The sequence below is a fragment of the Roseovarius sp. genome, assembly GCF_018066915.1.
GTDB lineage: Bacteria > Pseudomonadota > Alphaproteobacteria > Rhodobacterales > Rhodobacteraceae > Roseovarius.
In genome coordinates, this window is the sequence record NZ_JAGPVV010000065.1 from 1 (window position 1) to 22,804 (window position 22,804).

At 62.6% G+C, this 22,804-nt stretch carries 26 protein-coding genes; 11 read left to right on the forward strand and 15 right to left on the reverse strand.

Translation table 11 applies throughout. From position 1 onward, the window contains the following. Positions 1 to 341: 341 nt before the first annotated feature. From msrQ to KBT70_RS04055, 3 genes are all read right to left on the reverse strand, one after another. A complete protein-coding gene (msrQ, locus tag KBT70_RS04045; RefSeq protein WP_296629095.1) occupies positions 342 to 944 on the reverse strand; it encodes a protein-methionine-sulfoxide reductase heme-binding subunit MsrQ in 603 nt (200 codons plus the stop codon). Further along, positions 944 to 1,858, reverse strand: coding sequence for a protein-methionine-sulfoxide reductase catalytic subunit MsrP (msrP, locus tag KBT70_RS04050; protein WP_296629097.1), 915 nt, complete (start codon positions 1,856 to 1,858; stop codon positions 944 to 946). The genes msrQ and msrP overlap by 1 nt, the downstream gene beginning before the upstream one ends. Before the next feature lie 75 nt (positions 1,859 to 1,933). Next, complete coding sequence (locus tag KBT70_RS04055; protein ID WP_296629098.1) at positions 1,934 to 3,427, reverse strand: FMN-binding glutamate synthase family protein; 1,494 nt, start codon at positions 3,425 to 3,427, stop codon at positions 1,934 to 1,936. A 382-nt stretch (positions 3,428 to 3,809) separates the two neighbouring features. On the opposite strand from KBT70_RS04055, the gene KBT70_RS04060 reads away from it, so the two are divergent. Next, positions 3,810 to 4,289 carry a fasciclin domain-containing protein gene (locus tag KBT70_RS04060; RefSeq protein ID WP_296629100.1) on the forward strand — a complete coding sequence of 160 codons (480 nt, stop codon included), beginning with the start codon at positions 3,810 to 3,812 and terminating at the stop codon, positions 4,287 to 4,289. Positions 4,290 to 4,343: 54 nt separating this feature from the next. Here the strand turns inward: KBT70_RS04060 and KBT70_RS04065 are convergent, their stop codons facing one another. Next, positions 4,344 to 5,075 (reverse strand): SDR family oxidoreductase, encoded by a 732-nt coding sequence (locus KBT70_RS04065; RefSeq protein WP_296629101.1) that lies wholly within the window; start codon positions 5,073 to 5,075, stop codon positions 4,344 to 4,346. 128 nt (positions 5,076 to 5,203) lie between these two features. On the opposite strand from KBT70_RS04065, the gene argB reads away from it, so the two are divergent. The 4 genes from argB to KBT70_RS04085 are packed head-to-tail and all read left to right on the forward strand — an operon-like array spanning position 5,204 to position 8,362. Further along, positions 5,204 to 6,100: an acetylglutamate kinase gene (argB, locus tag KBT70_RS04070; protein WP_296629104.1), complete on the forward strand. Its 897-nt coding sequence runs from the start codon at positions 5,204 to 5,206 to the stop codon at positions 6,098 to 6,100. Between the two features lie 9 nt (positions 6,101 to 6,109). Then, complete coding sequence (locus KBT70_RS04075; RefSeq protein WP_296629107.1) at positions 6,110 to 6,754, forward strand: ferredoxin; 645 nt, start codon at positions 6,110 to 6,112, stop codon at positions 6,752 to 6,754. Next, positions 6,751 to 7,239 (forward strand): histidine phosphatase family protein, encoded by a 489-nt coding sequence (locus KBT70_RS04080; protein WP_296629111.1) that lies wholly within the window; start codon positions 6,751 to 6,753, stop codon positions 7,237 to 7,239. Before KBT70_RS04075 ends, KBT70_RS04080 begins: the two co-directional genes overlap by 4 nt. Positions 7,240 to 7,246: 7 nt before the next feature. Beyond that, the gene (locus KBT70_RS04085; protein ID WP_296629114.1) at positions 7,247 to 8,362 is read left to right on the forward strand and encodes an acetoin utilization protein AcuC; all 1,116 of its coding nucleotides are present in this window, start codon (positions 7,247 to 7,249) and stop codon (positions 8,360 to 8,362) included. Between the two features lie 99 nt (positions 8,363 to 8,461). Here the strand turns inward: KBT70_RS04085 and KBT70_RS04090 are convergent, their stop codons facing one another. The 9 genes from KBT70_RS04090 to KBT70_RS04130 form a co-directional block, all read right to left on the reverse strand. Beyond that, positions 8,462 to 9,229: an amino acid ABC transporter ATP-binding protein gene (locus KBT70_RS04090; RefSeq protein ID WP_296629118.1), complete on the reverse strand. Its 768-nt coding sequence runs from the start codon at positions 9,227 to 9,229 to the stop codon at positions 8,462 to 8,464. A gap of 14 nt (positions 9,230 to 9,243) precedes the next feature. Then, positions 9,244 to 10,533 (reverse strand): amino acid ABC transporter permease, encoded by a 1,290-nt coding sequence (locus tag KBT70_RS04095; protein ID WP_296629121.1) that lies wholly within the window; start codon positions 10,531 to 10,533, stop codon positions 9,244 to 9,246. Positions 10,534 to 10,535: 2 nt separating this feature from the next. Further along, positions 10,536 to 11,750, reverse strand: a complete 1,215-nt coding sequence (locus KBT70_RS04100) for an ABC transporter permease subunit (RefSeq protein WP_296629123.1) — start codon at positions 11,748 to 11,750, stop codon at positions 10,536 to 10,538. Between the two features lie 120 nt (positions 11,751 to 11,870). Further along, positions 11,871 to 12,890 (reverse strand): amino acid ABC transporter substrate-binding protein, encoded by a 1,020-nt coding sequence (locus KBT70_RS04105; RefSeq protein WP_290899869.1) that lies wholly within the window; start codon positions 12,888 to 12,890, stop codon positions 11,871 to 11,873. A 204-nt stretch (positions 12,891 to 13,094) separates the two neighbouring features. After that, positions 13,095 to 13,817: an ATP12 family protein gene (locus KBT70_RS04110; RefSeq protein WP_296629128.1), complete on the reverse strand. Its 723-nt coding sequence runs from the start codon at positions 13,815 to 13,817 to the stop codon at positions 13,095 to 13,097. 3 nt (positions 13,818 to 13,820) lie between these two features. Then, positions 13,821 to 14,495, reverse strand: a complete 675-nt coding sequence (locus KBT70_RS04115; protein WP_296629130.1) for an HAD-IA family hydrolase — start codon at positions 14,493 to 14,495, stop codon at positions 13,821 to 13,823. Continuing rightward, positions 14,492 to 15,535 carry an RluA family pseudouridine synthase gene (locus tag KBT70_RS04120; RefSeq protein WP_296629132.1) on the reverse strand — a complete coding sequence of 348 codons (1,044 nt, stop codon included), beginning with the start codon at positions 15,533 to 15,535 and terminating at the stop codon, positions 14,492 to 14,494. The genes KBT70_RS04115 and KBT70_RS04120 overlap by 4 nt, the downstream gene beginning before the upstream one ends. Then, positions 15,532 to 15,909: a fluoride efflux transporter CrcB gene (gene crcB / locus KBT70_RS04125; RefSeq protein WP_296629134.1), complete on the reverse strand. Its 378-nt coding sequence runs from the start codon at positions 15,907 to 15,909 to the stop codon at positions 15,532 to 15,534. The genes KBT70_RS04120 and crcB overlap by 4 nt, the downstream gene beginning before the upstream one ends. 93 nt (positions 15,910 to 16,002) lie before the next feature. After that, positions 16,003 to 16,491: a protein-tyrosine phosphatase family protein gene (locus KBT70_RS04130; protein WP_296629137.1), complete on the reverse strand. Its 489-nt coding sequence runs from the start codon at positions 16,489 to 16,491 to the stop codon at positions 16,003 to 16,005. A gap of 134 nt (positions 16,492 to 16,625) precedes the next feature. Here KBT70_RS04130 and KBT70_RS04135 point away from each other — a divergent pair, with 134 nt between their 5' ends. From KBT70_RS04135 to KBT70_RS04150, 4 genes are all read left to right on the forward strand, one after another. Continuing rightward, the gene (locus KBT70_RS04135; RefSeq protein WP_296629140.1) at positions 16,626 to 18,395 is read left to right on the forward strand and encodes a DNA polymerase III subunit gamma/tau; all 1,770 of its coding nucleotides are present in this window, start codon (positions 16,626 to 16,628) and stop codon (positions 18,393 to 18,395) included. 102 nt (positions 18,396 to 18,497) lie between these two features. Then, complete coding sequence (locus KBT70_RS04140; protein WP_037273999.1) at positions 18,498 to 18,842, forward strand: YbaB/EbfC family nucleoid-associated protein; 345 nt, start codon at positions 18,498 to 18,500, stop codon at positions 18,840 to 18,842. Positions 18,843 to 18,910: 68 nt separating this feature from the next. Beyond that, on the forward strand, positions 18,911 to 19,504 hold the full coding sequence (gene recR / locus KBT70_RS04145; protein WP_296629144.1) for a recombination mediator RecR: 594 nt from the start codon (positions 18,911 to 18,913) through the stop codon (positions 19,502 to 19,504). A 51-nt stretch (positions 19,505 to 19,555) separates the two neighbouring features. Next, a complete protein-coding gene (locus tag KBT70_RS04150; RefSeq protein ID WP_296629146.1) occupies positions 19,556 to 19,912 on the forward strand; it encodes a DUF1294 domain-containing protein in 357 nt (118 codons plus the stop codon). 70 nt (positions 19,913 to 19,982) lie between these two features. On the opposite strand, the gene KBT70_RS04155 is transcribed toward KBT70_RS04150, so the two are convergent. Then, positions 19,983 to 20,756, reverse strand: coding sequence for a cell cycle transcriptional regulator TrcR (locus KBT70_RS04155; RefSeq protein ID WP_296629149.1), 774 nt, complete (start codon positions 20,754 to 20,756; stop codon positions 19,983 to 19,985). A gap of 131 nt (positions 20,757 to 20,887) precedes the next feature. On the opposite strand from KBT70_RS04155, the gene KBT70_RS04160 reads away from it, so the two are divergent. Further along, positions 20,888 to 21,529 carry a ribonuclease T2 gene (locus tag KBT70_RS04160; protein WP_296629150.1) on the forward strand — a complete coding sequence of 214 codons (642 nt, stop codon included), beginning with the start codon at positions 20,888 to 20,890 and terminating at the stop codon, positions 21,527 to 21,529. 84 nt (positions 21,530 to 21,613) lie between these two features. Then, entirely contained in the window at positions 21,614 to 22,483 is an 870-nt protein-coding gene (locus KBT70_RS04165) for a DMT family transporter (protein ID WP_296629153.1), read from the forward strand. Between the two features lie 54 nt (positions 22,484 to 22,537). Here KBT70_RS04165 and KBT70_RS04170 read toward each other — a convergent pair. Then, positions 22,538 to 22,804: chorismate synthase (locus tag KBT70_RS04170; protein ID WP_296629155.1), on the reverse strand; the 267-nt coding region annotated here is incomplete at its 5' end.

Here is a 22,804-nt window from a genome sequence, read left to right on the forward strand (position 1 = left end):
TAGCGCAACCCGCCAATCCTACCTCAGATATTTTCTCCGCTAAACCTCCCAAGGCATCCGCCCCAGTCCGTCCCGCGTCCCAACAACCGCCTCAGCAGCGCCGGTGAAGGGGTATTTACGGTTAGAGGCTCAGGCCCGCAACCCCTTTTTTTGGCTTTTGTCATCTTTTTTTCGCAAACCCGGATTTTTACGGAATATTAAGGGGTTAGGGGAAAGATCGGCAAGATTTTGGCCCTCTCGCGCAACAATCTTTCCCAAGCCTGTTGCGCCCTTCTCCTACATCTGGGGTTATCCACAGAGTTACCCCCAAAACCCGGTAAACCCGGCCAAGAGCGCCCGCGTCACGCGCGGCGACTCTGCCGCGTCGGCCGCCATCTCAGCCCCAAAAGAGCCAGAATCACCGCCAGATAGACCAGCGGTTCGATCTGAAAGCCTTTGCTGAGCCAGATGAAATGCACCGCCCCCAGCACCGCCACCCCATAGGTCAGCCGGTGCAACACCCGCCAACGCGGCCCCAGCCGCCGCAAAGACAGGTCATTCGAGGTCAGAGCCAAGGGAATCATCAACAGGAAGGCGGTAAAGCCGACCGTCACATAGGGTCGCTTGAGAATATCCGCCCAGATCTGCGCCCAGATCTGCACATCGAGCACCAGCCAGACCAAAAGATGCACCGAGACATAGGTAAAGGCCAGCAATCCCACCGCCCGGCGAAACCGGATCAGGTTGACCCCCAGATACCGCCGCAAGGGCGTGATGCAGAGACCGAGGATCACCAGTTGCAAGGCGACCTCGCCCAGTTCCCGCTCCAGCGCCTTGATCGGCTCGGCCCCCAGCCCGCCAGTGAGACCCAGATAGAAAGTCCAGACCGCCGGTGCGAGCCCGAGCAGCCACACCGCCCAGACCGGCACCCGCCGGGCCAACCCGTTGATCCGGTCCTGCACCATCAGAAGTTCTTTTTCAGGTCCATGCCCGCATAGAGCCCCGCCACCTCATCCCCATAACCGTTGAACATGAGCGTGGGCACGCGCGGCGAAAAGAGCCCGCCGCCGATCTGCCGTTCCGTGGCCTGGGACCAGCGCGGGTGATCCACCTCGGGGTTCACATTACTATAAAAGCCGTATTCCCCGGCATTGGCCTTGTTCCAGCTTGTCGGCGGTTCCTTGTCGGTCAGGGTGATCCGCACCACCGACTTGATCGACTTGAACCCATATTTCCATGGCACCACCAGACGCAGCGGCGCGCCGTTCTGATTGGGAATGTCGCGGCCATAAATGCCCGTGGCCATGATCGTCAGCGGATGCAGCGCCTCATCCAGACGCAGCCCCTCGACATAGGGCCAATCGAGCACCGGATAGCGCACCCCCGGCATTTCATCGGGGCGCAGCACGGTCTCGAAGGCCACGTATTTCGCGGCACTCTGCACCCCGGCCAAATCAAGGAGATCGGCCAGTTCGAACCCGTTCCACGGCACCACCATCGACCAAGCCTCGACACAGCGGAACCGATAGAGCCGCTCTTCGATGGTCATCTTGGCCATGATCTCGTCAAAGTCATAGGCGCCGGGGCGGTCCACCAACCCGTCGATGGTCACGCTCCAGGGTTTTGTCGTCAGCGTGCGTGCATTGCGCGCCGGATCGCCCTTGTCGGTGCCGAACTCATAATAGTTGTTATAGGTGGTGATGTCGTCCCAGCTATTGGGCGTCAATGCCTCGGGCTGCGTCTGGGCCTGCGCGCGCGCCGCCCCAAGGCTGAGGCCCACCCCAGCCGCCACGCCCGCGATCATCTGGCGGCGATTGAGAAACGCCGCCTCGGGCGTTACGTCCTTGTCACTCAGGGTGTTTGTCCAGCGATGGGCCATGTCATCTCTCCTATGGGTTCATCCATTATATAGAGACAGACACGGCCCTCGCCACCGAAGGGTTTCAATGCGCGGTCACAATCCCGCGTCCGCATTGTAACTTGGCCGGATTTTATTGAACGCAACCGACGTGCCATCCGCCTGCACCAGCCGCACATGCCGCCGCCGCATCAGGCGCGGTTCGGCCACGCCGACCGAATGGGCGATGGTCTCGACCTCCTTGATCACCGATTTGGCGTAATTGGCGACCTTGAGGTATTTGTCCTCGACCACCAGACCGCGCTGCAAATAGGGATCATGGGTGGTGATGCCGGTGGGACAGGTGTTGCGATTGCATTTCAGCGCCTGAATACAGCCAAGGCTGAACATGAAACCACGCGCCGAGGTGACGAAATCCGCGCCTGCGCAAATCGCCCAGGCGACATCGCCGGGATTGATCAGCTTGCCCGCCGCAATCATCCGAATGCGGTTTTTCAGCCCATAGCGATCCCGCAGGTCCACCATGCGCGGCAGCGCGTCCCGAATGGGCATCCCCACCAGATCCATCAGCGGCATGGGGGCGGCCCCGGTGCCGCCCTCGCCGCCATCAATCGCAATGAAATCCGGCGCGCAATCCGGCCCCCGCGCCATGATCATCTCAAAGAGCGGCTCCCATGCCTCGGACGATCCGATCACCGTCTTGAACCCGACCGGGCGGCCCGTCACCTGCCGGATATGGCCGATCACATCCAACAACTCGCCATAGTCATTGATATCGGCGTGACGGTTGGGCGAAATGCTGTCCTTGCCCACTTCGATGCCGCGAATGGCAGCAATCTCTTCGTTGACCTTTTCACCGGGCAGGATGCCACCCTTGCCCGGCTTGGCCCCCTGCGCCAACTTCAACTCGAACATCTTGATGCAAGGATTGTCAGACACCTCGCGCAGGCGCTCATCACTCAGATTACCCAGAGCGTCGCGCACGCCGTATTTGGCAGTGCCGATCTGATAGACCAGATCGCAATTGCCAATCAGGTGAAACGGGCTCAGCCCCCCTTCGCCGGTATTCAGCCAGATGCCCGCCTTGGCCGCGCCTCGGCTCAGCGCCTCGACCGCCGGGCGCGAAATCGCGCCATAGCTCATGCCGGAAATGTTAAAGATCGACTTGGCCATATAAGGAATGGCCGCCGTCGGCCCGATCTGCATCGGGGCCGTCATAGCAAACTGATCATCGAGCGGCGGAAACACCGCAGGCACAAAGATGGGCGTGCCCGGCACCCCTAGATTGCGAGTGGAGCCAAAGGCAATCGTATTGCCCCCGCCCTTGGTCGCGTGGCTAACCCAATCACGCTGCGCGCGGTTGAACGGCATCTCCTCGCGGTCCATGGCAAAGAAATACTGGCGAAAGAACTCGCCCAGCTTGGTGAACAGCCCCCGAAATCGGCCAATCACCGGGTAATTGCGCCGGATCGCATCGCCGGGCTGGGTTCTGTCCAGAACATAGAACACCGCCACCGTCAGGACGACCGCGCCCAGTGCAAAGACAAACAACAGCGCCAGAACCTCTAGGATCTGCGTCACATACCCCATCTGAAAACTCCAATGATCCCACCCACGCCCCCAAGGGGCACCACGCGCGCAACCTGCGCCATTCAGGCCCCGCAAACAAGCACGCAAAAGACGGCTTTGCCACGCGTTTATCACATAAGGGCGAGGATCGGGCCATCCGCCCGCCCCCCGCCGACCCGGCGGGAAACCCGGCTGAAACGCCTGCACCCTGCGGGATAATTTCCGCCTGTTCACAAAAACGTGACTGGAAATCTCGAACGCGCTTGGCTTAGCGGGCGCACCGCGCAGGTCAAACCGCGTCGGCGGAAACCCCCGGTGAACCAATGCCAATCCCCCACCGTAAGCCTCGTATGATCCCGACACCGGGGTCATGGAAACGGACACTTAAACGGAGACGCAAACCATGTTTCGCAGAACCTATCTCGCCCTGACTGCCGCCGCCCTGATGGCCGGCCCCGCCTTTGCCGACAACCACGGCAAGGACATCGTCGACATCGCCGCCGGCAACGAGAGCTTCTCGACGCTTGTCGCCGCCGTGCAGGCCGCTGACCTTGTCGATACGCTCAAGGGCGAAGGCCCCTTCACCGTCTTTGCCCCGACCAATGACGCCTTTGCAGCCCTGCCCGCAGGCACGGTCGAGGACCTGCTCAAGCCCGAGAACAAGGACAAGCTGACCGCGATCCTCACCTATCATGTGGTGCCGGGCAAGGTGATGTCGGGTGATCTCTCGGATGGCATGACCGCCACCACCGTGCAGGGTACCGACGTGACCATCGGCACAACCGATGGCGTGACCGTCGATGGTGCCAAGGTGGTGCAGGCGGATATCGAGGCCAGCAATGGCGTGATCCACGTGATCGACACCGTCATCCTGCCGAAATAACCACCACTCACGACCGGCAGCAGCGGGGCGGCCCACTGGCCGCCCCGTTTTTCGTTACACGTGCTGCGCGCCGTTGATCTCGATCTCGGTGCCGGAAATATAGGACGACCCTTCGGAGCAGAGAAAAAAGATCGTGTTGGCCACCTCATCAGGTTCGCCCAACCGCCGCATCGGGATGCTCTCGACCAGCTTGTCCGTGCCCGGCGACAGGATTGCCGTGCGAATCTCTCCGGGTGCGATCGAATTGACCCGCACGCCCAAGGGGCCAAAATCATGCGCCATCTCGCGCGTCAGCGCCACCAGCGCCGCCTTGGATGTGGCATAGGCCGCACCGGCAAAGGGATGCACGCGGCTTCCGGCAATCGAGGTGACATTGACCACGGCCCCCTTGGCCGCCGCCAGTTCATCCCGCAGACTGCGCGCCAGCACGACCGAGGCAAAGAAATTGACGTGAAACACCTGCCCCCAGGTCCGCAGATCGGTGCTAAACGTATCCAGCCGCTCGCCCTGCGGCCCTTTGGGCGAAATCCCGGCGTTATTGACCAGCGCATCCAGCCGCCCGCCCAGCCGCTCGCGGATCACGTCGACCTTGGCGATCACATCATGCGGATCGGCAAGATCCATCTGAATGTGGTTCTCCGCCCCGCCGCCCCACGGACATTCCTCTGGAAAGGGCTGCCGCGAACAGGTGATCACCCGCCACCCCGCCGCATTGAACCGCCGCACCGTGGCATGCCCGATCCCCCGGCTTGCCCCCGTCAGCAAAAGCGTCTTGGTCTCGGACATGTTCCACCTCTTTCGGTCGCGGATTTCCCTACGCTCAAACCTAGCGCTTTGCGGCCCTCCCGCAACGGGCCTTGGCACCACCCCGCACAGATTGTAATGAAGGACGCAACCCCGCGTCGGAGACCAGCATGAAGGCCAGAGACATGAATCGCGACTGGATCGCCACCGCCCGCACCCTCTCCGAGGCGCTGCCCTATCTGCAACGCTACACCGGCGCCATCGTCGTGATCAAACTCGGCGGTCATGCCATGGGCAGCGACGAGGCGATGGAGACCTTCGCGCGCGACGTGGTGCTGATGCGGCAGGTCGGCGTCAACCCGGTGATCGTCCACGGCGGCGGACCGATGATCAACCAGATGCTCGAAAAGCTGGCGATCAAGTCCGAGTTCGTGAATGGCAAACGCGTGACCGATGCCGCCACCATGGAAGTGGTGGAAATGGTGCTCTCGGGTCAGGTCAACAAACGCATTGTGGCCGCGATCAACGGTCAGGGTGGCCGCGCCGTGGGTCTCTCGGGCAAGGATGCCCAGCTCATCACCTGCACCCCCTCGCATCCCGATCTGGGTCTCGTCGGCGAACCGACCGAGATTGATCCCACCATCCTGCACACGCTCTTTTCCGCAGGCATGATCCCCGTCATCGCCCCCTTGGGCGCAGGCCACGAGGGCGAGACCTACAACATCAACGGCGACACCGCCGCCGGGGCCATCGCCGCGGCGCTCAAGGCCGACCGCCTGCTCCTTCTCACCGATATCGACGGGGTCCGCGATGCCGAGGGGCGCGTTGTCACCGAACTCAGCGCCGAGCAAATCCGCCAGATGACCCGCGACGGCATCATCGCGGGCGGCATGATCCCCAAGACCGAAACCGCCCTCGCCGCCATCGACGGCGGGGTACGCGCGGTGGTGATCCTCGACGGGCGCGCGCCGAATGCGACCCTGCTCGAGCTTTTCACCGAACATGGCGCAGGCTCGCTCATCCGGGGCAACAACACCCCCCGTGTGCCCCGCTCTGGCCAGAGCTGAGCGCCGCGCGTGCCCGGCCTTCCCCCGGCGCTCGCAAACCTCGCGCGCGCGCATCACTTGACCCTCTCGGGCGCGCTGCATCTCACGCCCGGTGAAGTGCCCGGCCATCAGACCCTCGTGCTCCTCAGCCCGGCCGAACCGGGCTTTTGGGAGCATTTCACCGCAACGCCTGAATACCTGGACGGCGCGCGTGACCCGATGAACCGTTGGTCTGCCCGCGTCATCACCGCCATGGCCGAGGCGCTCGGGGCAACGCCGCTCTTTCCGTTTTCCGGCCCACCCTGGCAGCCCTTCACCGATTGGGCGCGCCGCAGCGCCCGCGCCTGGCCCTCGCCCGTGGGCCTCTTGGTGCATGACGAGGCAGGGCTGATGATTTCTTATCGCGGCGCGCTGGCCTTCCCCGACCGGTTCCCGCTGCCGCCCCCCGGCCCACGCCCCTGCGACGCCTGCCTTGACCAACCCTGCCGCAGCGCCTGCCCGGTGGAGGCCCTCATCCCCGAGGCCTATAACGTGCCCGCCTGCAAATCCGATCTCGACCGCCCCGGAAATGACTGCCGCGCGCGCGGCTGTGCCGTGCGCCGCGCCTGCCCGCTCAGCCAATCCTATGGCCGGCTCGAGGCGCAATCCGCCTTTCACATGGGGTATTTCGGATGAAAACCCTCATTCTCATGCGTCACGCCAAATCCGATTGGGGCGATCCTCGCCTCCCCGATAGCGCCCGCCCGCTCAACGCGCGCGGTCGCCGCGCCGCAACAGCCCTCGGCGTTTGGCTGCGCGCGCAGAACCTGCGCCCCGATCAGATCCTCTGCTCCTCCTCTGTCCGAACCCAAGAAACCTGCGCCCGGCTCAAGCTCGACACAGCGCCAGAGCTGCAAGACGCGCTCTATCTGGCTGAGGCCGATGAGATGCTCACGGTCCTGCGCCGCGCCACCGGCAGCCTTGTCCTCATGCTGGGCCACAACCCCGGCATCGCCGAATTCGCAAGGCTGCTCTTGGCCTCTCCGCCAAACCACGACCGGTTTGACGACTATCCCACCGGGGCCACGCTCATCGCGCAATTCGACATCACTGACTGGTCGGCCCTTCACCCCGGCACCGGCACGGTGCTGCAGTTTCTCACGCCCCACGACCTGCCATAACCGGCACATGCAACCGCCCGTCTTTATCGGATCAGAGATCTATCGCGGCTCCTCCTACGGGGCGCGTCACCCGCTCTCGATCCCGCGCGTGCCCACGGTGATCGACCTCTGCCGCGCTCTGGGCTGGCTGCCACCCTCGCAATACCGCACCAGCCCCCGCGCCAAGCCGCAGGCGCTGACCGCGTGGCACACCCCGGCCTATATCACCGCCCTGCAAGAGGCCGAAACATCCGGGCAGGTCACGCCCGAAATCCGCGCTCGCCACCAGATCGGCACGCTCTCCAACCCGGTCTTTCCAGAGATGTTCCGCCGCCCCGCCACCGCCGCCGGTGGCTCCCTGCTCGCCACCGACCTCTTGGCCAACGGCGGCCTGGCCTATAACCCCGGCGGCGGCACGCATCACGGCATGGCCGATCATGCGGGCGGGTTTTGCTACCTCAACGACCCGGTGCTGGCGATCAAGGCGTTTCTGGCCCAGGGCCTCAGCCGCATCGCCTATATCGATATCGACGCGCATCACTGCGACGGGGTCGCGGCGGCCTTTCCCAATGAGCCCCGCGTGCTGATGATCTCCACCCACGAGGCCGGGCGCTGGCCCTTCACCGGCACGCTAGACGACCGCGCTGGCAGCCATGCGATCAACCTGCCTCTGCCCCGCGCCACCAACGACAGCGGCTTTGCCATGGCCCTGCACGAGGTCATTCTTCCAGCCGTGCAAGCCTTCCATCCGCAGGCCATCGTCCTGCAATGCGGTGCCGACGCCGTGACCGAGGACCCGCTGTCGCGCCTCTGCCTCTCCAACAACGCCCATTGGGAAGCGGTGGCGCTCTTGCGCCCGTTCGCCCCGCGCCTCCTCGTCCTGGGCGGCGGCGGTTATAATCCCTGGACCGTGGGCCGCCTCTGGTCCGGCGTCTGGGCCACCCTCAACAGCACCGAAATCCCTGACCGCCTACCCGAACCCGCCCGCGCCATCCTTGCAGCCCTTTCATGGACGCGCCGCCCGGCCTTGCCCGACGACACGCTCATCGACACGCTGCGCGACGCCCCGCGCCCCGGTGCCATCGCGGACGATCTGCGCGCCTCGGTCCAACACCTGCGCGCCCGCAGCGCCGCTTGGCTCTGACAGCAAAAGGGGCGGCATGAACGCCACCCCTTTCATCTCGCCCCAAATACCTCGGGCGGGTCGCCGTCAGGCGACGGGGGCAGCGCCCCCATGCTGCGCTCAGTGACCCAGAATCTGGCTCAGGAACAGCTTGGTGCGGTCCGACTGCGGATTGTTGAAGAACTCTTCCGGCTCGTTCTGCTCCACGATCTGCCCCTGATCCATAAAGATCACCCGGTTTGCCACCTTGCGTGCAAACCCCATCTCATGTGTCACGCAGAGCATGGTCATGCCTTCTTCGGCCAGTTGGATCATCGTATCGAGCACTTCCGAAATCATCTCGGGATCGAGCGCCGATGTCGGCTCGTCAAAGAGCATGATCCGTGGCCGCATGCACAACGAGCGCGCGATCGCCACCCGCTGCTGCTGCCCCCCCGAGAGTTGGCCGGGATATTTATGCGCCTGCTCGGGGATCTTGACCTTTTCGAGGAAATGCATCGCCACTTCCTCGGCCTCGCGCTTGGGTGTCTTGCGCACCCAAATTGGGGCCAGCGTGCAGTTCTCCATGATCGTCAGATGCGGAAAGAGGTTGAAGTGCTGGAACACCATGCCAACCTCGGACCGGATCTTGTCGATGTTCTTGAGGTCATTCGACAAGAGCGTGCCATCGACCGTGATCTTGCCCTTCTGATGCTCTTCCAGCGCGTTGATGCACCGGATGAGCGTGGATTTGCCCGATCCCGACGGCCCCGCGATCACGATCCGCTCGCCTTGATAGACGGTCAGGTCAATGTCGCGCAGCACGTGGAACGCGCCATACCACTTGTTCATCTTGGTAATCTCGACAGCCACCTGATCCGAGATGTTCATTTGTGTTTGTGCGGCCATGTCCGTGACCCTCCTTAGCGATGATCCGTGCGAAGCTGACGCTCCAGCCACTGGGAATATTGCGAGATACCGTAGCAGGTGATGAAGAAGAGGACGCAGGCAAAGCCGAAAAGCTCCCAATAGACCCCGTTCCATTCGGATGAGGCCAGGATCGGACCCCGGATCATGCCCACGATGTCGAACATCGAGATGACCGAGACCAGCGTCGTATCCTTGAAGAGGCCCACCGCCACGTTGACGATACCGGGGATCGAGATCTTGAGCGCTTGCGGCAGAATGATGAGCTGCATCGCCTGCGCATAGTCCAGACCCAGACTATCCGCGGCCTCGTATTGCCCGCGCGGCAGCGCGGCAAGACCGCCCCGGATCACCTCGGCGATATAGGCCGAAGAGAACATCGTGATCATGATGATCACCCGCAGGATCAGGTCGAAATTCGTCCCCGGCGGCAGGAAATAGGCCAGCACGACGTTGGCCACGAACAAGAGCGTGATCAGCGGCACACCGCGAATGAACTCGATGAAAACCACGCAGATCCACTTGATGATCGGCATGCTCGATTGCCGCCCGAGGGCCAGCAGGATGCCCAAGGGCAAGGACAGCGAAACACAGACCACCCCCAGCATCAGGTTGATCATGAACCCGCCCATATCGCGCGAGGCCACAGCCTCGATCGCCATCACATTCTCCATCGGGGCGGTCACATAGCCCGACAGAATCCAAAAGACGAGCGCCGCCACGAACGCGACGATCACCGCGATCCCTGCGTTGACCGTCACCATGCGGCTATAGACAAAGGCACCGACCAGAACCCCCAAGAGGGCAAAGACCGGCACCAGAAGCGACCCACCCCAGATCAGCCAATAGGCGATAAAGGGGTAAAGCCCGGTAAAGATCAGCATCTTGCGCGGGAATACCTTGCCAAAGAGCACCGGTGCGGCGGCAATGAACAGCAGCAAGAACGCCAGACCCGGACGCCAGTATAGCTCGGATGGATATTTGAACCCGAACAAGAGCTGATTCCAGCGCTCGGTCAGCACCGCGAAACAGCCGCCCATCTTGCCCTCGAGGATTTCACGACAGGCCGTCAGGCTCGGGCTTTCCCAAACCCCGTTGATAAACCACGGCGCGGTCGACACGATGATCTGAAAGACGACATAGGCCGACACAATCGTCAGCAACGCATTGCCGGGCGAGGAAAAGAGATTCTCACGCAGCCATTTCACTGCCCCCGTTTGCGTCGCCGGCGGCGGCGCTTCGGGCAGCATGTGCTTGCGCACAAAGGCGAGTTGATCACGGCCCATGCTCAACGCTCCTTCAACTTGATCGAGTTGTTATAGACGTTCATGATCGCCGAAATCGCGAGGCTGATCGTCAGATAGAACAACATCAGCAGCAGCACACATTCAATCGCGCGCCCCGTCTGGTTGAGCGTGATCCCCCCCAAGGTGCCGGTCACATCCATGTAACCCACGGCAATCGCCAGCGACGAATTCTTGGTCAGGTTCAGGTATTGAGAAATCAGCGGCGGAATGATCACCCGGAGAGCCTGCGGCAGGATCACAAGGTTCATGATCCGGTTGGGCCGCAGGCCCAGCGAGGCCGCCGCTTCGGTCTGGCCCTTGCTCACCGCCTGAATACCCGCACGCACGTTCTCGGCGATAAAGGCACCGGTATAGATTGCCAGCGCGAACCACAGCGCAATCAAAGAGCCGCGAATATGCAGACCGCCATCAAAGTTGAACCCTTTGAGCGCCGGGTAATTCAGGCTGATCGGCTGGCCCAGCACGAAATAGATCAGGATTGTCGGGACAAAGAGGATCACCAGCGATGGCCACCCCATCGGCAAGAGCCGCCCGGTGTCATAAAGAAGTTTGGTCGCATAGCGGCGATAGGCAAAGACGCCGATGATCGACGCAAGGAACGTCAGCACCACCACAAGCGATCCCGGCCCCCAAACGGGTGCGGGCACATAGACCCCCCGGTTGGTAAAGGCAAAGGCATCCATGAACATCGACGCATCGGCACCGTCGCCCCGGAACTGGTTGGGCGACGGCAGCACCGCCGTCATCACGGTAAAGATGATCAGGATCCAGATAAGCACCGGGATGTTGCGAAAGATCTCGACATAAAAGGCCATCAGCTTGCGCACCAACCAGTTGGGCGAAAGCCGCAGAACACCGGCCGTGACCCCGAAAACCGTCGCCGTCGCACAGCCCAGAACTGCCACGATCAGCGTGTTGAGCACGCCGACCATCGCGGCGCGCAAATGGCTCGACTGGCTGTCGTATTCGATCGGCCGCTGGTTGATGTCGTAATTTGCCGGACTGCTCAGAAAGCCGAACGAAATGTTCTGCCCCTGCGCGGCAAGGTTGTTGACCAGGTTGGCCCCAAGATAGCCAAGCAGCAGCATCAACAGAACCAGCGCGATGAATTGAAAGGTGTAAGAGCGATACCTCGTGTCGTAAATCAGCATAGATAGCTGAAACGACGCCTTGGGAGGGTCGGTCATCGTTGTCATCTGGGATTTCCCTGTGTTTCGACCCGGATTTTTATCGGCATCGCTGCCGTGGGCCGATTTTTGAGTGGTCTTCTGGTGAAAAGGGCGCGGGAGGTATCCCGCGCCCCTCGTCAGGTTCGCTTACCGGAACGGCGGGGCATACATGATGCCGCCCTGCGTCCACTGTGCGTTCAGACCACGGGCCAGACCGATCGGGGTCTTTTCGCCGATGTTCTTTTCAAAGATCTCGCCATAGTTGCCACCGACGGCAATCGCGCGCTTGGCCCACTCGTTGTCGAGACCGATCATCGCGCCCAGTTCACCTTCGGTGCCGAGGATACGGTTGATCTCCGGGTTTGCACCGGCAGCCGCCGACAGCTCGCCGATATTGGCCGAGGTGATGCCCATTTCTTCGGCAGCGACCAGCGCGTAGAACGTCCAGCGGACGATATCACCCCAGTCGTTGTCGCCATGGCGCACCAGCGGGCCCAGCGGCTCTTTCGAGATGATTTCCGGCAGAATCACGTGATCCGTCGGGTTCTCGAAGGCGGCGCGGGTCGATGCCAGACCCGACGCATCGGTCGTGTAGGTATCGCAGGCCCCTGCCAGATACTGCTGCTGACCTTCGGCGTTGGTCTCGATCGGCACCGGCTCGTAGCTGATGTTGTTGGCACGGAAGAAATCCGCAAGGTTCAGCTCGGTGGTGGTGCCGGTCTGGATGCAGACCGTCGCGCCATCCAGCTCCTTGGCAGAGCTGACACCCAGCGACTTGGGCACGAGGAAGCCCTGACCGTCGTAGTAGTTCACGCCGACGAAATCGAACTTGAGGTCGGTATCGCGCGAATAGGTCCAGGTGGTGTTGCGCGCCAGCAGGTCGATCTCGCCCGAGGCAAGCGCAGTAAAGCGGGTCTTGCCGGTGGTCGGCACGAATTCAACGGCATTCCCATCGCCCAGCACAGCGGCGGCAACGGCGCGGCAGATCGCCACGTCAAAACCTTCCCAAACACCGTTTGCATCGGGGGCAGCAAAGCCCACGAGGCCGGTGGTCACGCCACAGTTCAGCTTGCCGCGGGCCTTCACGTCATCCAACGTGGCAGCCGCAGAAGCGCCAGCCGCAAGGCCAGCCACCGTCAGCGCGCCCAAAAATACGGTTTTTTTCATGTTTACCTCTTCCTGATTATCCGCCCTTCAAGAGCGGTTTGTCGGGCCAAACGGCCCATTGTGACACTGTTGTCAGGGCTTTCACCCTACTCAGTGACGCCAAGTTTGTGTGGATTCATCACGAAACGTCAAGTCTTTGTTCACGAAACCCTATGGCGAACCCCGGTCAAATCTGCACTTGCCCCAGCGTCAGCCCCTTGGCGATCAGATTGCCCGATCCTTGCGCGAAAGATCATAAAACCGCTTGGCATGAATAAAGTCAGATTGTTTCCTTGCCGCTGTCTCTTCGGCCTCTTCATCGCTACCCCATTGCTCTGCCTGCCAGGTTTCATCAACCCGCGACAGGTTCCAGAGCGTTTCGACGGGGTAAAACCCGTCCAGCGCCGCAAATCCGATCACGAGCGAGCCGCTCAGGCTCACAAGGTCGTGAAAGGCCGTCAGAGCCCATATATCAAGGGCCTCGACATGCGCCCTAAGACGCGCCAGCGCCTGTGCATCCTGCGGCACATGCACCACGCCCTCAACCGTAAGTAGCTTTACGGACAGGACCGATTCGGTCCAATCGAGCAGCGGATTCCATGCCGCTGCCTGTTTTTCGATCAGTTCAACCGGGCCAGATGCCCGATAACAGATCAGATCACTGTCGCCATAGGCCGCCAGCATTTCGGCCACCTCGGACCTCTGCTGCGCCACCTTGTCGATGGCGGCATTGGCGGACCGGGTATAGGGCATCGTGCCGGGGTCAATCTTGCCCTCCTGCGCGTCCCATTCGGCAGCAATCGCCTGTGCCAACGCCTGCGTCGGCACGATCAGCGTGGCCTTGGCCGGGGTGCGCACCACGCGCCCATCGAGGCGGACACCAAATCCGCCCTCCTCCTCGACAACGCCCGCCTCTTTCCAGAACCGCTTGGCCTTCCATTCGCTCATCGCTTACCCCCAGACCCGCGCAATCGCCTCGGGCAGCGCCCGGAAATCCTGCACGATCTCGCGCGCAGCCCCCAGCGCCTCGGGCCGGTGATAGCCCCAGGCCACCCCGATACCCGCAATGCCCGCCGCCTGCGCCATCTCCATGTCGAAACTCGTGTCGCCCACCATCACCGCGTTTTCCGGCGCAACCCCGGTTTCCGCCAGTGCGGCGCGCAGCATCGAGGGATGCGGCTTTGAAGGGTGATGATCCGCCACCTGCCGCGTCACGAAATAGGACCGCAGGTCATGCCCCTCCAAGAGCTTATCCAATCCCCGCGCCGATTTGCCCGTGGCCACGCCCAGCAATGTCTCGGGCACCGCATGCAGCGCCTTGAGCGTATCAAGCGCGTGCGGATAGAGCGGCGAGGACGCTTGCACGCCCATCTCGAGCCGCAACCCCATATAGGCCTCTTTATACCACGCCACGATGCGCGCCTGCACATCACCCGGCAGATGCGGGGCCAGACGCGGGATCGCGACATCGAGCGACAGACCGACAATGCTCAGGATCACCTCGCGCGTCGGTGCCGGCTCTCCGGCGCGGTCAAACGCCGCCCGCATCGCCGCCAGAATATCGGCCTGACTGTCCACCAGCGTGCCATCGACGTCAAAGATCACCAGACGCAAGGGACGGCTCATGCCATATCCTCTAGCGGGTCCTCCGGTGCCTCGGATGGCACCCATTGAAACAAATCCCATGTCCGCGCCATATGCTCGGGCAGAGGGGCTGTGATATGCAGAAGGGCCTTGGACACCGGATGCTCGATCTTGAGCGAGCGGGCATGCAGATGCAGCTTGCGGCTCACATCACCGCCCAGTTGCGCGCCCCAGCCATCGCCAAGGTTCTCTTGCCCCGATCCGCCATATTTGCCGTCGCCGACGATAGGATGCCCGATCTCGGCCATATGCGCACGCAACTGATGCGTCCGCCCTGTGACCGGGATCAGCGCCATCCATGCCGTGCGCGCGCCCGCCGCCTCGATCACCGCATAATCGCTGGTCGCGGGCTTGGCCCCCGGTGTCGCGTCAATGTCGCGCGGGTGGATGCACAGCATCTTCTCCCCCTCGCCCTTGGCCCCATGCCCCGGTGCCTTGACCAACCCAAAGCGGATGGTGCCCATGCGCGGCGTCGGCACGCCCGCCACGGCCGCCCAGTAAATCTTGCGGGTGTTGCGATGCCGGAACGCCGCCGTCAGCCCCTTGGCCGCCTCACGCGTCCGCGCCAGCAACAAGACACCCGAGGTATCCTTGTCCAAGCGATGCACCAGACGCGGCTTGTCCTCGGCGCCAAAGCGCAGCGCCTCCGCCAAACCGTCCACATGGCGCAACTGCTTGCTGCCGCCCTGCACCGGCAGGCCCGGCGGCTTGTTCAGCGCAATGATGTGATCGTCGCGGTAGATCACGCAGGACTGGATCATCTTGGCATCCGCCGGGCTGATCCGCGCCAATGCCCCGGTCGGTCGCTCATCGCTATCGGGCAGCGGCGGGATGCGCACGCTCTGCCCCACCTCGAGCCGCGTCGCCGGTTTCACCCGCCCGCCATCCACCCGCAACTCGCCCTTGCGGCACATCTTCTCGATCTGCACTTGGCCGACATGCGGGAATAGCCGCCGGACCCACCGGTCCAACCGCTGATCGCCTTCATCCGGTCCAACAACCCGCGTCTGTACACCGCTCATGCGAAAAACCCCCGCGCCAGCCAGACGCCCAAAATCAAGGCCCCGATGGACAATCCCACCGACAGGCCGACATATCCCAAGGCCGCCATCGCCTGCCCCCGCTCCCAGAGCGCAAAGGCCTCAAGCGAGAACGCCGAAAACGTGGTGAACCCACCCAGAAGGCCTGTCATTACAAGCGGGCTCATCGACCCAAGATCCCGCTGAGCGAGGATCACCACCGCCAGCCCCATCAGGAACGAGCCAAGGATGTTGACCCCCAGCACGCCCACCGGAAAACCAGGGGCGACCCAGCGCTGCGCCAAGAGCACCACGCCATAGCGCAGGCAAGACCCAATCGCGCCCCCCACGGCCACCTGAAGGAATGCTGTCATCATGCCCGCGTCTGTCGCGCGCGCCCGGTCGATTGTCAAGCGCAGCGCCAGACCTGCACAAATTCGCACGATTTTGTAAGGTTCTTACAACGCGGATCAGCCCGCTCCGCGCCGCGCCCAGCGCAATTGCGCCTCGGTTTCCACCGCGCAGGGCCGGATATGGCGCAATCTCTCCAGCGCCGCCTCCGGCTCTTCGCCCTGCGCGATCATCAACCGCAGCGCCACCATCCCCGACCGCCCACAGCCACCTCGGCAATGCACCAGAACCCGCCCACCGCCAGCCAGAGCGCGGGAAATATCGTGACTGGCCTTGGTCCAGGCCTCGATCTGGCTTGCATCCGGCACACCGAAATCCGGGATCGGAAACGCCACCCAGCGGGTGCCCGCCTCTTGCACATCATTGCCAAGGGTCTCTGCCCCCGCACTCAACATCTCGGCGGGCGTGGTCAGGGACACCACTATGGCTGGTTTCCAGTCGCAGATATGCGCAAGGTCGGCGGCATAGTCACCCCCCGCCCCCGGCAAAGGTGCCAGCGCCAGAGTGCCCCCGCCAACCCGCAGGGCGTAGATGATGAAATCACTCACGCAGCCAACACCATGATCGCAATTCTTCCTCTGTCTGCCTTCAGCTTTGCCATATCGCTCGCAAAAAGCAAGGTGGACGCCTCCGCCCCCCCGCCTTACGTTACGACGGTATCCGAATCCCGCAAAGGCGCCCCATGTCCGACACCCCGGCCCCCGTATATCAGGTTCTCGCCCGCAAATACCGGCCCGAAACCTTTGCCGATCTGGTCGGTCAAGACGCGATGGTGCGCACCCTCAAGAATGCATTTCAGGCCGACCGCATCGCCCAAGCCTTTATAATGACAGGGATTCGTGGCACCGGCAAAACCACGACAGCCCGCATCATCGCCAAGGGCATGAACTGCATCGGTCCCGATGGTCAGGGCGGCCCCACGACCGAGCCTTGTGGCCAATGCGAACATTGCCGCGCCATCATGGAAGGGCGGCATGTCGATGTGATGGAGATGGACGCGGCCTCCCGCACCGGAGTGGGCGACATCCGCGAAATCATCGAGAGCGTGAATTATCGCGCCGCCTCAGCACGTTACAAGATCTACATTATCGACGAAGTGCACATGCTCTCGGTCAATGCCTTCAACGCCCTGCTCAAGACGCTGGAAGAGCCGCCCGCGCATGTGAAATTCATTTTCGCCACAACCGAAATCCGCAAGGTGCCGGTGACGGTGCTGTCGCGCTGCCAACGCTTCGATCTGCGCCGGATCGAGCCTGAGGTGATGATCGCCCTCCTGCGCCGCATCGCCGACCGCGAGGGCGCGCAAATTACAGAAGACGCACTGGCCCTCATCACCCGCGCAGCAGAGGGTTCTGCCCGCGATGCGACCTCCCTCTTGGATCAGGCGATTTCCCATGGCGCGGGCGAAACCACGGCGGATCAGGTGCGCGCCATGCTGGGGCTCGCGGACCGTGGCCGGGTGCTCGATCTCTTCGACATGATCCTGCGGGGTGATGCGGCAGGCGCGCTCTCGGAACTCAGCGCGCAATATGCCGAAGGTGCCGACCCGCTGGCGGTTCTGCGCGATCTGGCCGAGATAACCCATTGGATTTCCGTTGTAAAAATCACGCCTGACGCGGCCAACGATCCCACCATCGGCCCGGACGAGCGCGCGCGCGGGCTAGACATGGCCGCAGCCTTGCCGATGCGCGTGCTGACCCGCATGTGGCAAATGCTGCTCAAGGCGCTGGATGAGGTCGGGCAATCGCCCAATGCGATGATGGCTGCCGAAATGGCGGTGATCCGTCTGACCCATGTGGCCGACCTGCCCACGCCCGAGGATCTCGTGCGCCGGCTGCAAGACGCGCCGCCCACCGGACCGGGTGGTGGTGGCGGGGGTGCACGCCCCCAGACCGCTCCGAACCAAACCACCCATGCCCAAGGCCAAAGCTATACGCCCACGCATTCCGGGCCAACCGGCCCTGTGTCTCAGGGCGCCGCATCGCCCCTGCTGGCGCAAGACCCCCAAGAAGCCCTCGCCCGCTTTCCCACCTTCGAGCATGTGCTGGAGCTCATTCGCGCCAATCGCGACGTGAAACTCCTGCTCGAGGTCGAAGGCTGTGTGCGCCTCGCCAATTACCGCCCCGGTCGGATCGAATTCACCCCTACACCGGATGCCCCCGGTGATCTGGCACAACGGCTGGGCAGCGCGCTGCAACGCTGGACCGGCAACCGCTGGGCCGTGACCCTTGTCAATTCCGCCACCGTCCCCACCATTCTGGAGGCGCGTCATGCCGCCGAAGATGCGGCCGAGACCGAGGCCCGACAGCATCCGCTGGTTCAGGCGGTCTTTGCCGCCTTTCCAAGGGCAAAAATCGCCCGCGTGAAAACCGTGGAGGATATCGTGACCCATGCCGAGACCGAGGCGCTGCCCGAGGTCGAGGATGAATGGGACCCCTTCGAAGAAGACTGAACACCCGCTCTTGCCTGTCGCCATTCCGCTGCAGATATGCTTAAAGGCGGCAACCTCATTCCATGGCCCGATCTGAGGGCCAAAGCCACAGGAGATCACAGCATGTTCAAAGGTTTGGGCCAGATGGGCGACATGGCCAAGATGATGAAGGCCGCGCAGGAAATGCAAAAGAAGATGGCCGCGTTGCAGGAAGAAATGCACACGATCATGGTGACGGGCGAATCCGGCGCTGGTCTGGTCAAGGCGACCTGCTCTGCCAAGGGCGAACTCAAGGCGCTTGACATCGACCCGTCGATCTTCAACTCCGATGACAAAGAGGTCGTCGAGGATCTGATCCTTGCTGCGATCAAGGACGCGCAGGCCAAGGCATCGGCCCGCGCCCAAGAGGAAATGGGCAAGATCACCGAAGGCATGGGCCTGCCCAAGGACATGAAGCTGCCCTTCTGAGAAGCCGCTTCTTTTCGGCCTAAATACTCAAAACCACCAACGCCTGCCCCCCGGAGCGGAGCCATAGATTGAGCAGCACCCGCGACATCGACGCCCTCATCGAGATGATGGCCCGGCTGCCGGGGCTTGGCCCCCGGTCGGCCCGGCGCGCGGTGCTGCACATGATCCGCAAGCGCGCGCTGCTGCTCTCGCCGCTGGCGCGGCTGATGCAGACCGTGGCGGATACGGCGCGGGAATGTGCCACCTGCGGTAATATCGGCACCACTGAGGTGTGCGACATCTGCACCAATATCAAACGCGCCAACGGCCAGATCTGTGTGGTCGAGGATGTGGCCGATCTCTGGGCGATGGAGCGTGGGCAGGCCTTCAAGGGGCGGTATCACGTTCTGGGCGGCACACTCTCGGCGATGGATCAGGTTGGCCCCGAAGTTTTGCGTATTCCGGCCCTGATGGCGCGGGTCGAGGCAGAGGCGATTACGGAGGTGATTCTGGCCCTCAATGCCACGGTCGAGGGGCAGACCACCGCGCATTACATCGCGGATCAGCTTGACGGCAAAGTCACGCTCACCTCCCTCGCACAAGGTGTTCCCATTGGCGGCGAGTTGGACTATCTCGACGACGGCACGATCAGCGCGGCTCTCGCGGCCCGCAAGCGTCTGTGACCCGCCCTGATCGTTACACGTTCCCAAGACGATGGACCCATATCTACTGCCATGTCGCCACTGACCTTGATCCTGCTCTATCTTTTGGCCCTCAACCTGCTCACGCTGGGGCTGTTCTGGTGGGACAAGCGGTGCGCTATTGAGCGGCGTTGGCGGGTGCCCGAGAGCACGCTCTTGACGCTCTGTCTGATCGGCGGCTCGCTGGGGGCCAAGACCGGACAAGGCATCTTTCGCCACAAAACCCGCAAGGAACCGTTTCGCACCTCGCTCAATGCCATTGCGGTGTTGCATATCGGGTTTCTCGCGGCGCTCGTGCTGCCAGACTTTCGTGCCGCGGTCATGGTGCTGCTGACACAGGCCACCAGCTATGTCCTGAGCCTTGCCGCGACGCTGATTACCGCCGTCTGACAGACCGACAGACATGAAAATGGCCCGGAAAACCTTCCGGGCCATTCAAATATCGACGGTTCACACCAGTCTAGCGGCGGCGGCGTCCGCCGCTCTGATCGTCGTCCTCTTCATCATCGTCATCCGAGGTCGGCAGATTGAAGAAACTGTCCGCATCATACTTCTTTTCACGCACTTCAGGGTGGTAATCCTGCCCGAGGGTGAAATTCTCCAGCCCTTCCATGGCCGTCGGCACGCGCGGCTCGAGATCCGCCTCGAGGCTCTGCTCGGTGCTCAAGAGCTTGCGACGTTCGTCATCGGTCAGAGCGGCACCATCCTTGGCCTTTTTGGCAGCGGCCTTTTGCACGGCGGCGTCGAGTTCGGACTGTTTGCACAGGCCAAGTGCCACAGGATCAATCGGTTGGATACTGCCGATGTTCCAATGGGTGCGCTCGCGAATCGCTTGAATGGTCGGTTTCGTCGTGCCGACCAGGCGCGCAATCTGGCTATCGGCCAGTTCGGGATGGAATTTGACCAGCCACAGGATCGAGGCCGGACGATCCTGACGTTTCGACAGAGGCGTATAGCGCGGACCGCGCCGGGTCTCTTCGCCCTGGGCGGCGGCGTTGAACTTGAGCTTGAGCTTGTGGGTCGGGCTGGCCTGCGCGCGGTCGATCTCTTCCTGCGTGAGCTGGTTGTTGGCGATCGGGTCAAACCCTTTGACGCCTGCCGCCACATCGCCATCGGCGATCCCCTGCACTTCCAATTCATGCATGCCGCAGAAATCGGCAATCTGCTTGAAACTGATCGTCGTATTGTCCACGAGCCAGACGGCGGTGGCCTTGGCCATGATCGGCTTTGACATCTCTCAGGTCTCCTTTACCCAAAACTTCCCCGGCGCCTGAAAGGCGGTTCCGGCGGGCCGGAACGGGTTTCCATTGTAGGGGAACTTGGCGGCCTTATACTGGCCTTGCCAATAAAATGAAAGACCAAAGAATGCGCGGTCCCGTTGCCCTGTTGCTGTGCCTTTTCCTGCTGCCCCTGCCCGCCGCGGCGCAATCGCACCGCTCGGGCGTGTTCGATTACTACGTGCTCAGCCTCAGTTGGTCGCCGACCTGGTGCGCGCTCGAAGGTGACGCGCGAGAGGCTGCGCAATGCGACGATGCCGCCGATACCGGCTGGGTTCTGCACGGGCTCTGGCCGCAGTATCATCGTGGCTGGCCAGAACATTGCCAGAGCGCGCATGCGCCCCCCACCCGCGCCATGACCCACGCGATGGAGGACGTCATGGGGAGTGCGGGCCTTGCCTGGTACCAGTGGAAGAAACACGGCTCGTGCTCGGGGCTGAGTGCCGCCGATTATTACGCGCTGTCGCGCGCGGCATTTGACCGGCTCACCCGGCCAGAGGTGTTTCGCAAGCTCACCAAGCCCGTGAAACTGCCCGCCAAGGTGGTCGAAGAGGCGTTTCTCAAGGCCAATCCGGGGCTGGAGCCTGACATGCTGACGATCACCTGTCAGGCAGGTCGTATTCAAGAGGCGCGGCTTTGCCTCTCGCGGGATTTGGCCCCGGTGCCCTGCGGTGTCGATGTGGTGCGCGATTGCCCGCTGCGCGATGCGCTCTTTGATCCGATCCGCTGATCTGTCCGCGTGGCCCCTTGAACCCCGTCGGTAATTCCTCAATGGTCGCGCCAAACACGCGGATCAGACGGGACAGGCACAGACATGGACATCCGGGCAATCCTCATGGGGCTGGGCTTTGCGCTCATGTGGTCCTCGGCCTTTACCTCGGCGCGGATCATCGTCTCTGCCGCCCCGCCCCTGACAGCGCTTGGCCTGCGCTTCCTGATTTCCGGGCTGATCGGGATCACAATCGCTCTGATACTGGGCCAAAGCTGGCGACTGACACGGGCGCAATGGCGCGCGACGATCATTTTCGGCATCTGCCAGAACGCGCTCTATCTCGGGCTGAATTTCGTGGCGATGCAGACGATCGAGGCCTCTCTGGCCGCGATCATCGCCTCGACCATGCCGCTCATCGTGGGCTTTTTCAGCTGGATCTTTTTGAAGGAGCGGCTCGGAAAGGTTGGAATCATGGGGCTTTTTGCCGGGCTTGGCGGGGTGGTGATCATCATGGGGGCGCGGCTTCAGGGGGGGATGGACCTCTATGGTGTGGCGCTCTGCGTGATCGGGGTTTTTGCCTTGGCCTTTGCCACGCTGGCGGTGCGGGGCGCGGCCTCGGGGGGAAATTTCCTGATGGTGGTCGGCTTGCAGATGATGGTGGGCGCGGTCCTGACCGGCTCTATCGGCCTTGCCACCGAACCCCTCGTGATCGAGTGGAGCACGCGGCTTGTCATAGCCTTCCTCTACACCACGCTGATCCCCGGCCTCGCCGCAACTCTGGTCTGGTTTCTCTTGGTCGAGCGTATCGGCGCCACCCGCGCCGCGACCTTCCATTTCCTCAACCCGTTCTTTGGCGTGGCCATCGCCGCTGTGCTCCTGAACGAGGCGCTACGACTGGGCGACCTGATCGGCGTGCTGGTGATCATGGGCGGGATTCTGGCGGTGCAATTGTCACGGCAAGGGCGGGTGTGACTGGGGCGGAACCTTTAAAAGGTTCCGCACTGTTCTCGTTTCAAGAAAGCGGTCTCAGCCAATCTTGCCCCGCGGCCCGTCGCCTACCTGCCCGCGGTGCAACAGCAGGTGATCAAGGATAACGCAAGCCATCATCGCCTCGCCCACCGGCACCGCGCGAATACCGACGCAAGGATCATGCCGCCCTTTGGTCACGACCTCAATCGGGTTGCCATCCACGGTGATCGACTGGCGCGGGGTCAGGATCGAGGACGTGGGCTTGACCGCAAATCTCACGACAATCTCCTGCCCGGTCGAAATCCCGCCAAGAATCCCGCCCGC

Excerpts from the sequence above, each read along its gene's own strand:
- msrQ (WP_296629095.1), bottom strand. The coding sequence starts at position 944 with ATGGTGCAGGACCGGATCAACGGGTTGGCCCGGCGGGTGCCGGTCTGG.
- msrP (WP_296629097.1), bottom strand. The coding sequence starts at position 1,858 with ATGGCCCATCGCTGGACAAACACCCTGAGTGACAAGGACGTAACGCCC.
- KBT70_RS04055 (WP_296629098.1), bottom strand. The coding sequence starts at position 3,427 with ATGGGGTATGTGACGCAGATCCTAGAGGTTCTGGCGCTGTTGTTTGTC.
- KBT70_RS04060 (WP_296629100.1), top strand. The coding sequence starts at position 3,810 with ATGTTTCGCAGAACCTATCTCGCCCTGACTGCCGCCGCCCTGATGGCC.
- KBT70_RS04065 (WP_296629101.1), bottom strand. The coding sequence starts at position 5,075 with ATGTCCGAGACCAAGACGCTTTTGCTGACGGGGGCAAGCCGGGGGATC.
- argB (WP_296629104.1), top strand. The coding sequence starts at position 5,204 with ATGAAGGCCAGAGACATGAATCGCGACTGGATCGCCACCGCCCGCACC.
- KBT70_RS04080 (WP_296629111.1), top strand. The coding sequence starts at position 6,751 with ATGAAAACCCTCATTCTCATGCGTCACGCCAAATCCGATTGGGGCGAT.
- KBT70_RS04085 (WP_296629114.1), top strand. The coding sequence starts at position 7,247 with ATGCAACCGCCCGTCTTTATCGGATCAGAGATCTATCGCGGCTCCTCC.
- KBT70_RS04090 (WP_296629118.1), bottom strand. The coding sequence starts at position 9,229 with ATGGCCGCACAAACACAAATGAACATCTCGGATCAGGTGGCTGTCGAG.
- KBT70_RS04095 (WP_296629121.1), bottom strand. The coding sequence starts at position 10,533 with ATGGGCCGTGATCAACTCGCCTTTGTGCGCAAGCACATGCTGCCCGAA.
- KBT70_RS04100 (WP_296629123.1), bottom strand. The coding sequence starts at position 11,750 with ATGACAACGATGACCGACCCTCCCAAGGCGTCGTTTCAGCTATCTATG.
- KBT70_RS04105 (WP_290899869.1), bottom strand. The coding sequence starts at position 12,890 with ATGAAAAAAACCGTATTTTTGGGCGCGCTGACGGTGGCTGGCCTTGCG.
- KBT70_RS04110 (WP_296629128.1), bottom strand. The coding sequence starts at position 13,817 with ATGAGCGAATGGAAGGCCAAGCGGTTCTGGAAAGAGGCGGGCGTTGTC.
- KBT70_RS04115 (WP_296629130.1), bottom strand. The coding sequence starts at position 14,495 with ATGAGCCGTCCCTTGCGTCTGGTGATCTTTGACGTCGATGGCACGCTG.
- KBT70_RS04120 (WP_296629132.1), bottom strand. The coding sequence starts at position 15,535 with ATGAGCGGTGTACAGACGCGGGTTGTTGGACCGGATGAAGGCGATCAG.
- crcB (WP_296629134.1), bottom strand. The coding sequence starts at position 15,909 with ATGATGACAGCATTCCTTCAGGTGGCCGTGGGGGGCGCGATTGGGTCT.
- KBT70_RS04135 (WP_296629140.1), top strand. The coding sequence starts at position 16,626 with ATGTCCGACACCCCGGCCCCCGTATATCAGGTTCTCGCCCGCAAATAC.
- KBT70_RS04140 (WP_037273999.1), top strand. The coding sequence starts at position 18,498 with ATGTTCAAAGGTTTGGGCCAGATGGGCGACATGGCCAAGATGATGAAG.
- KBT70_RS04150 (WP_296629146.1), top strand. The coding sequence starts at position 19,556 with ATGTCGCCACTGACCTTGATCCTGCTCTATCTTTTGGCCCTCAACCTG.
- KBT70_RS04155 (WP_296629149.1), bottom strand. The coding sequence starts at position 20,756 with ATGTCAAAGCCGATCATGGCCAAGGCCACCGCCGTCTGGCTCGTGGAC.
- KBT70_RS04160 (WP_296629150.1), top strand. The coding sequence starts at position 20,888 with ATGCGCGGTCCCGTTGCCCTGTTGCTGTGCCTTTTCCTGCTGCCCCTG.
- KBT70_RS04165 (WP_296629153.1), top strand. The coding sequence starts at position 21,614 with ATGGACATCCGGGCAATCCTCATGGGGCTGGGCTTTGCGCTCATGTGG.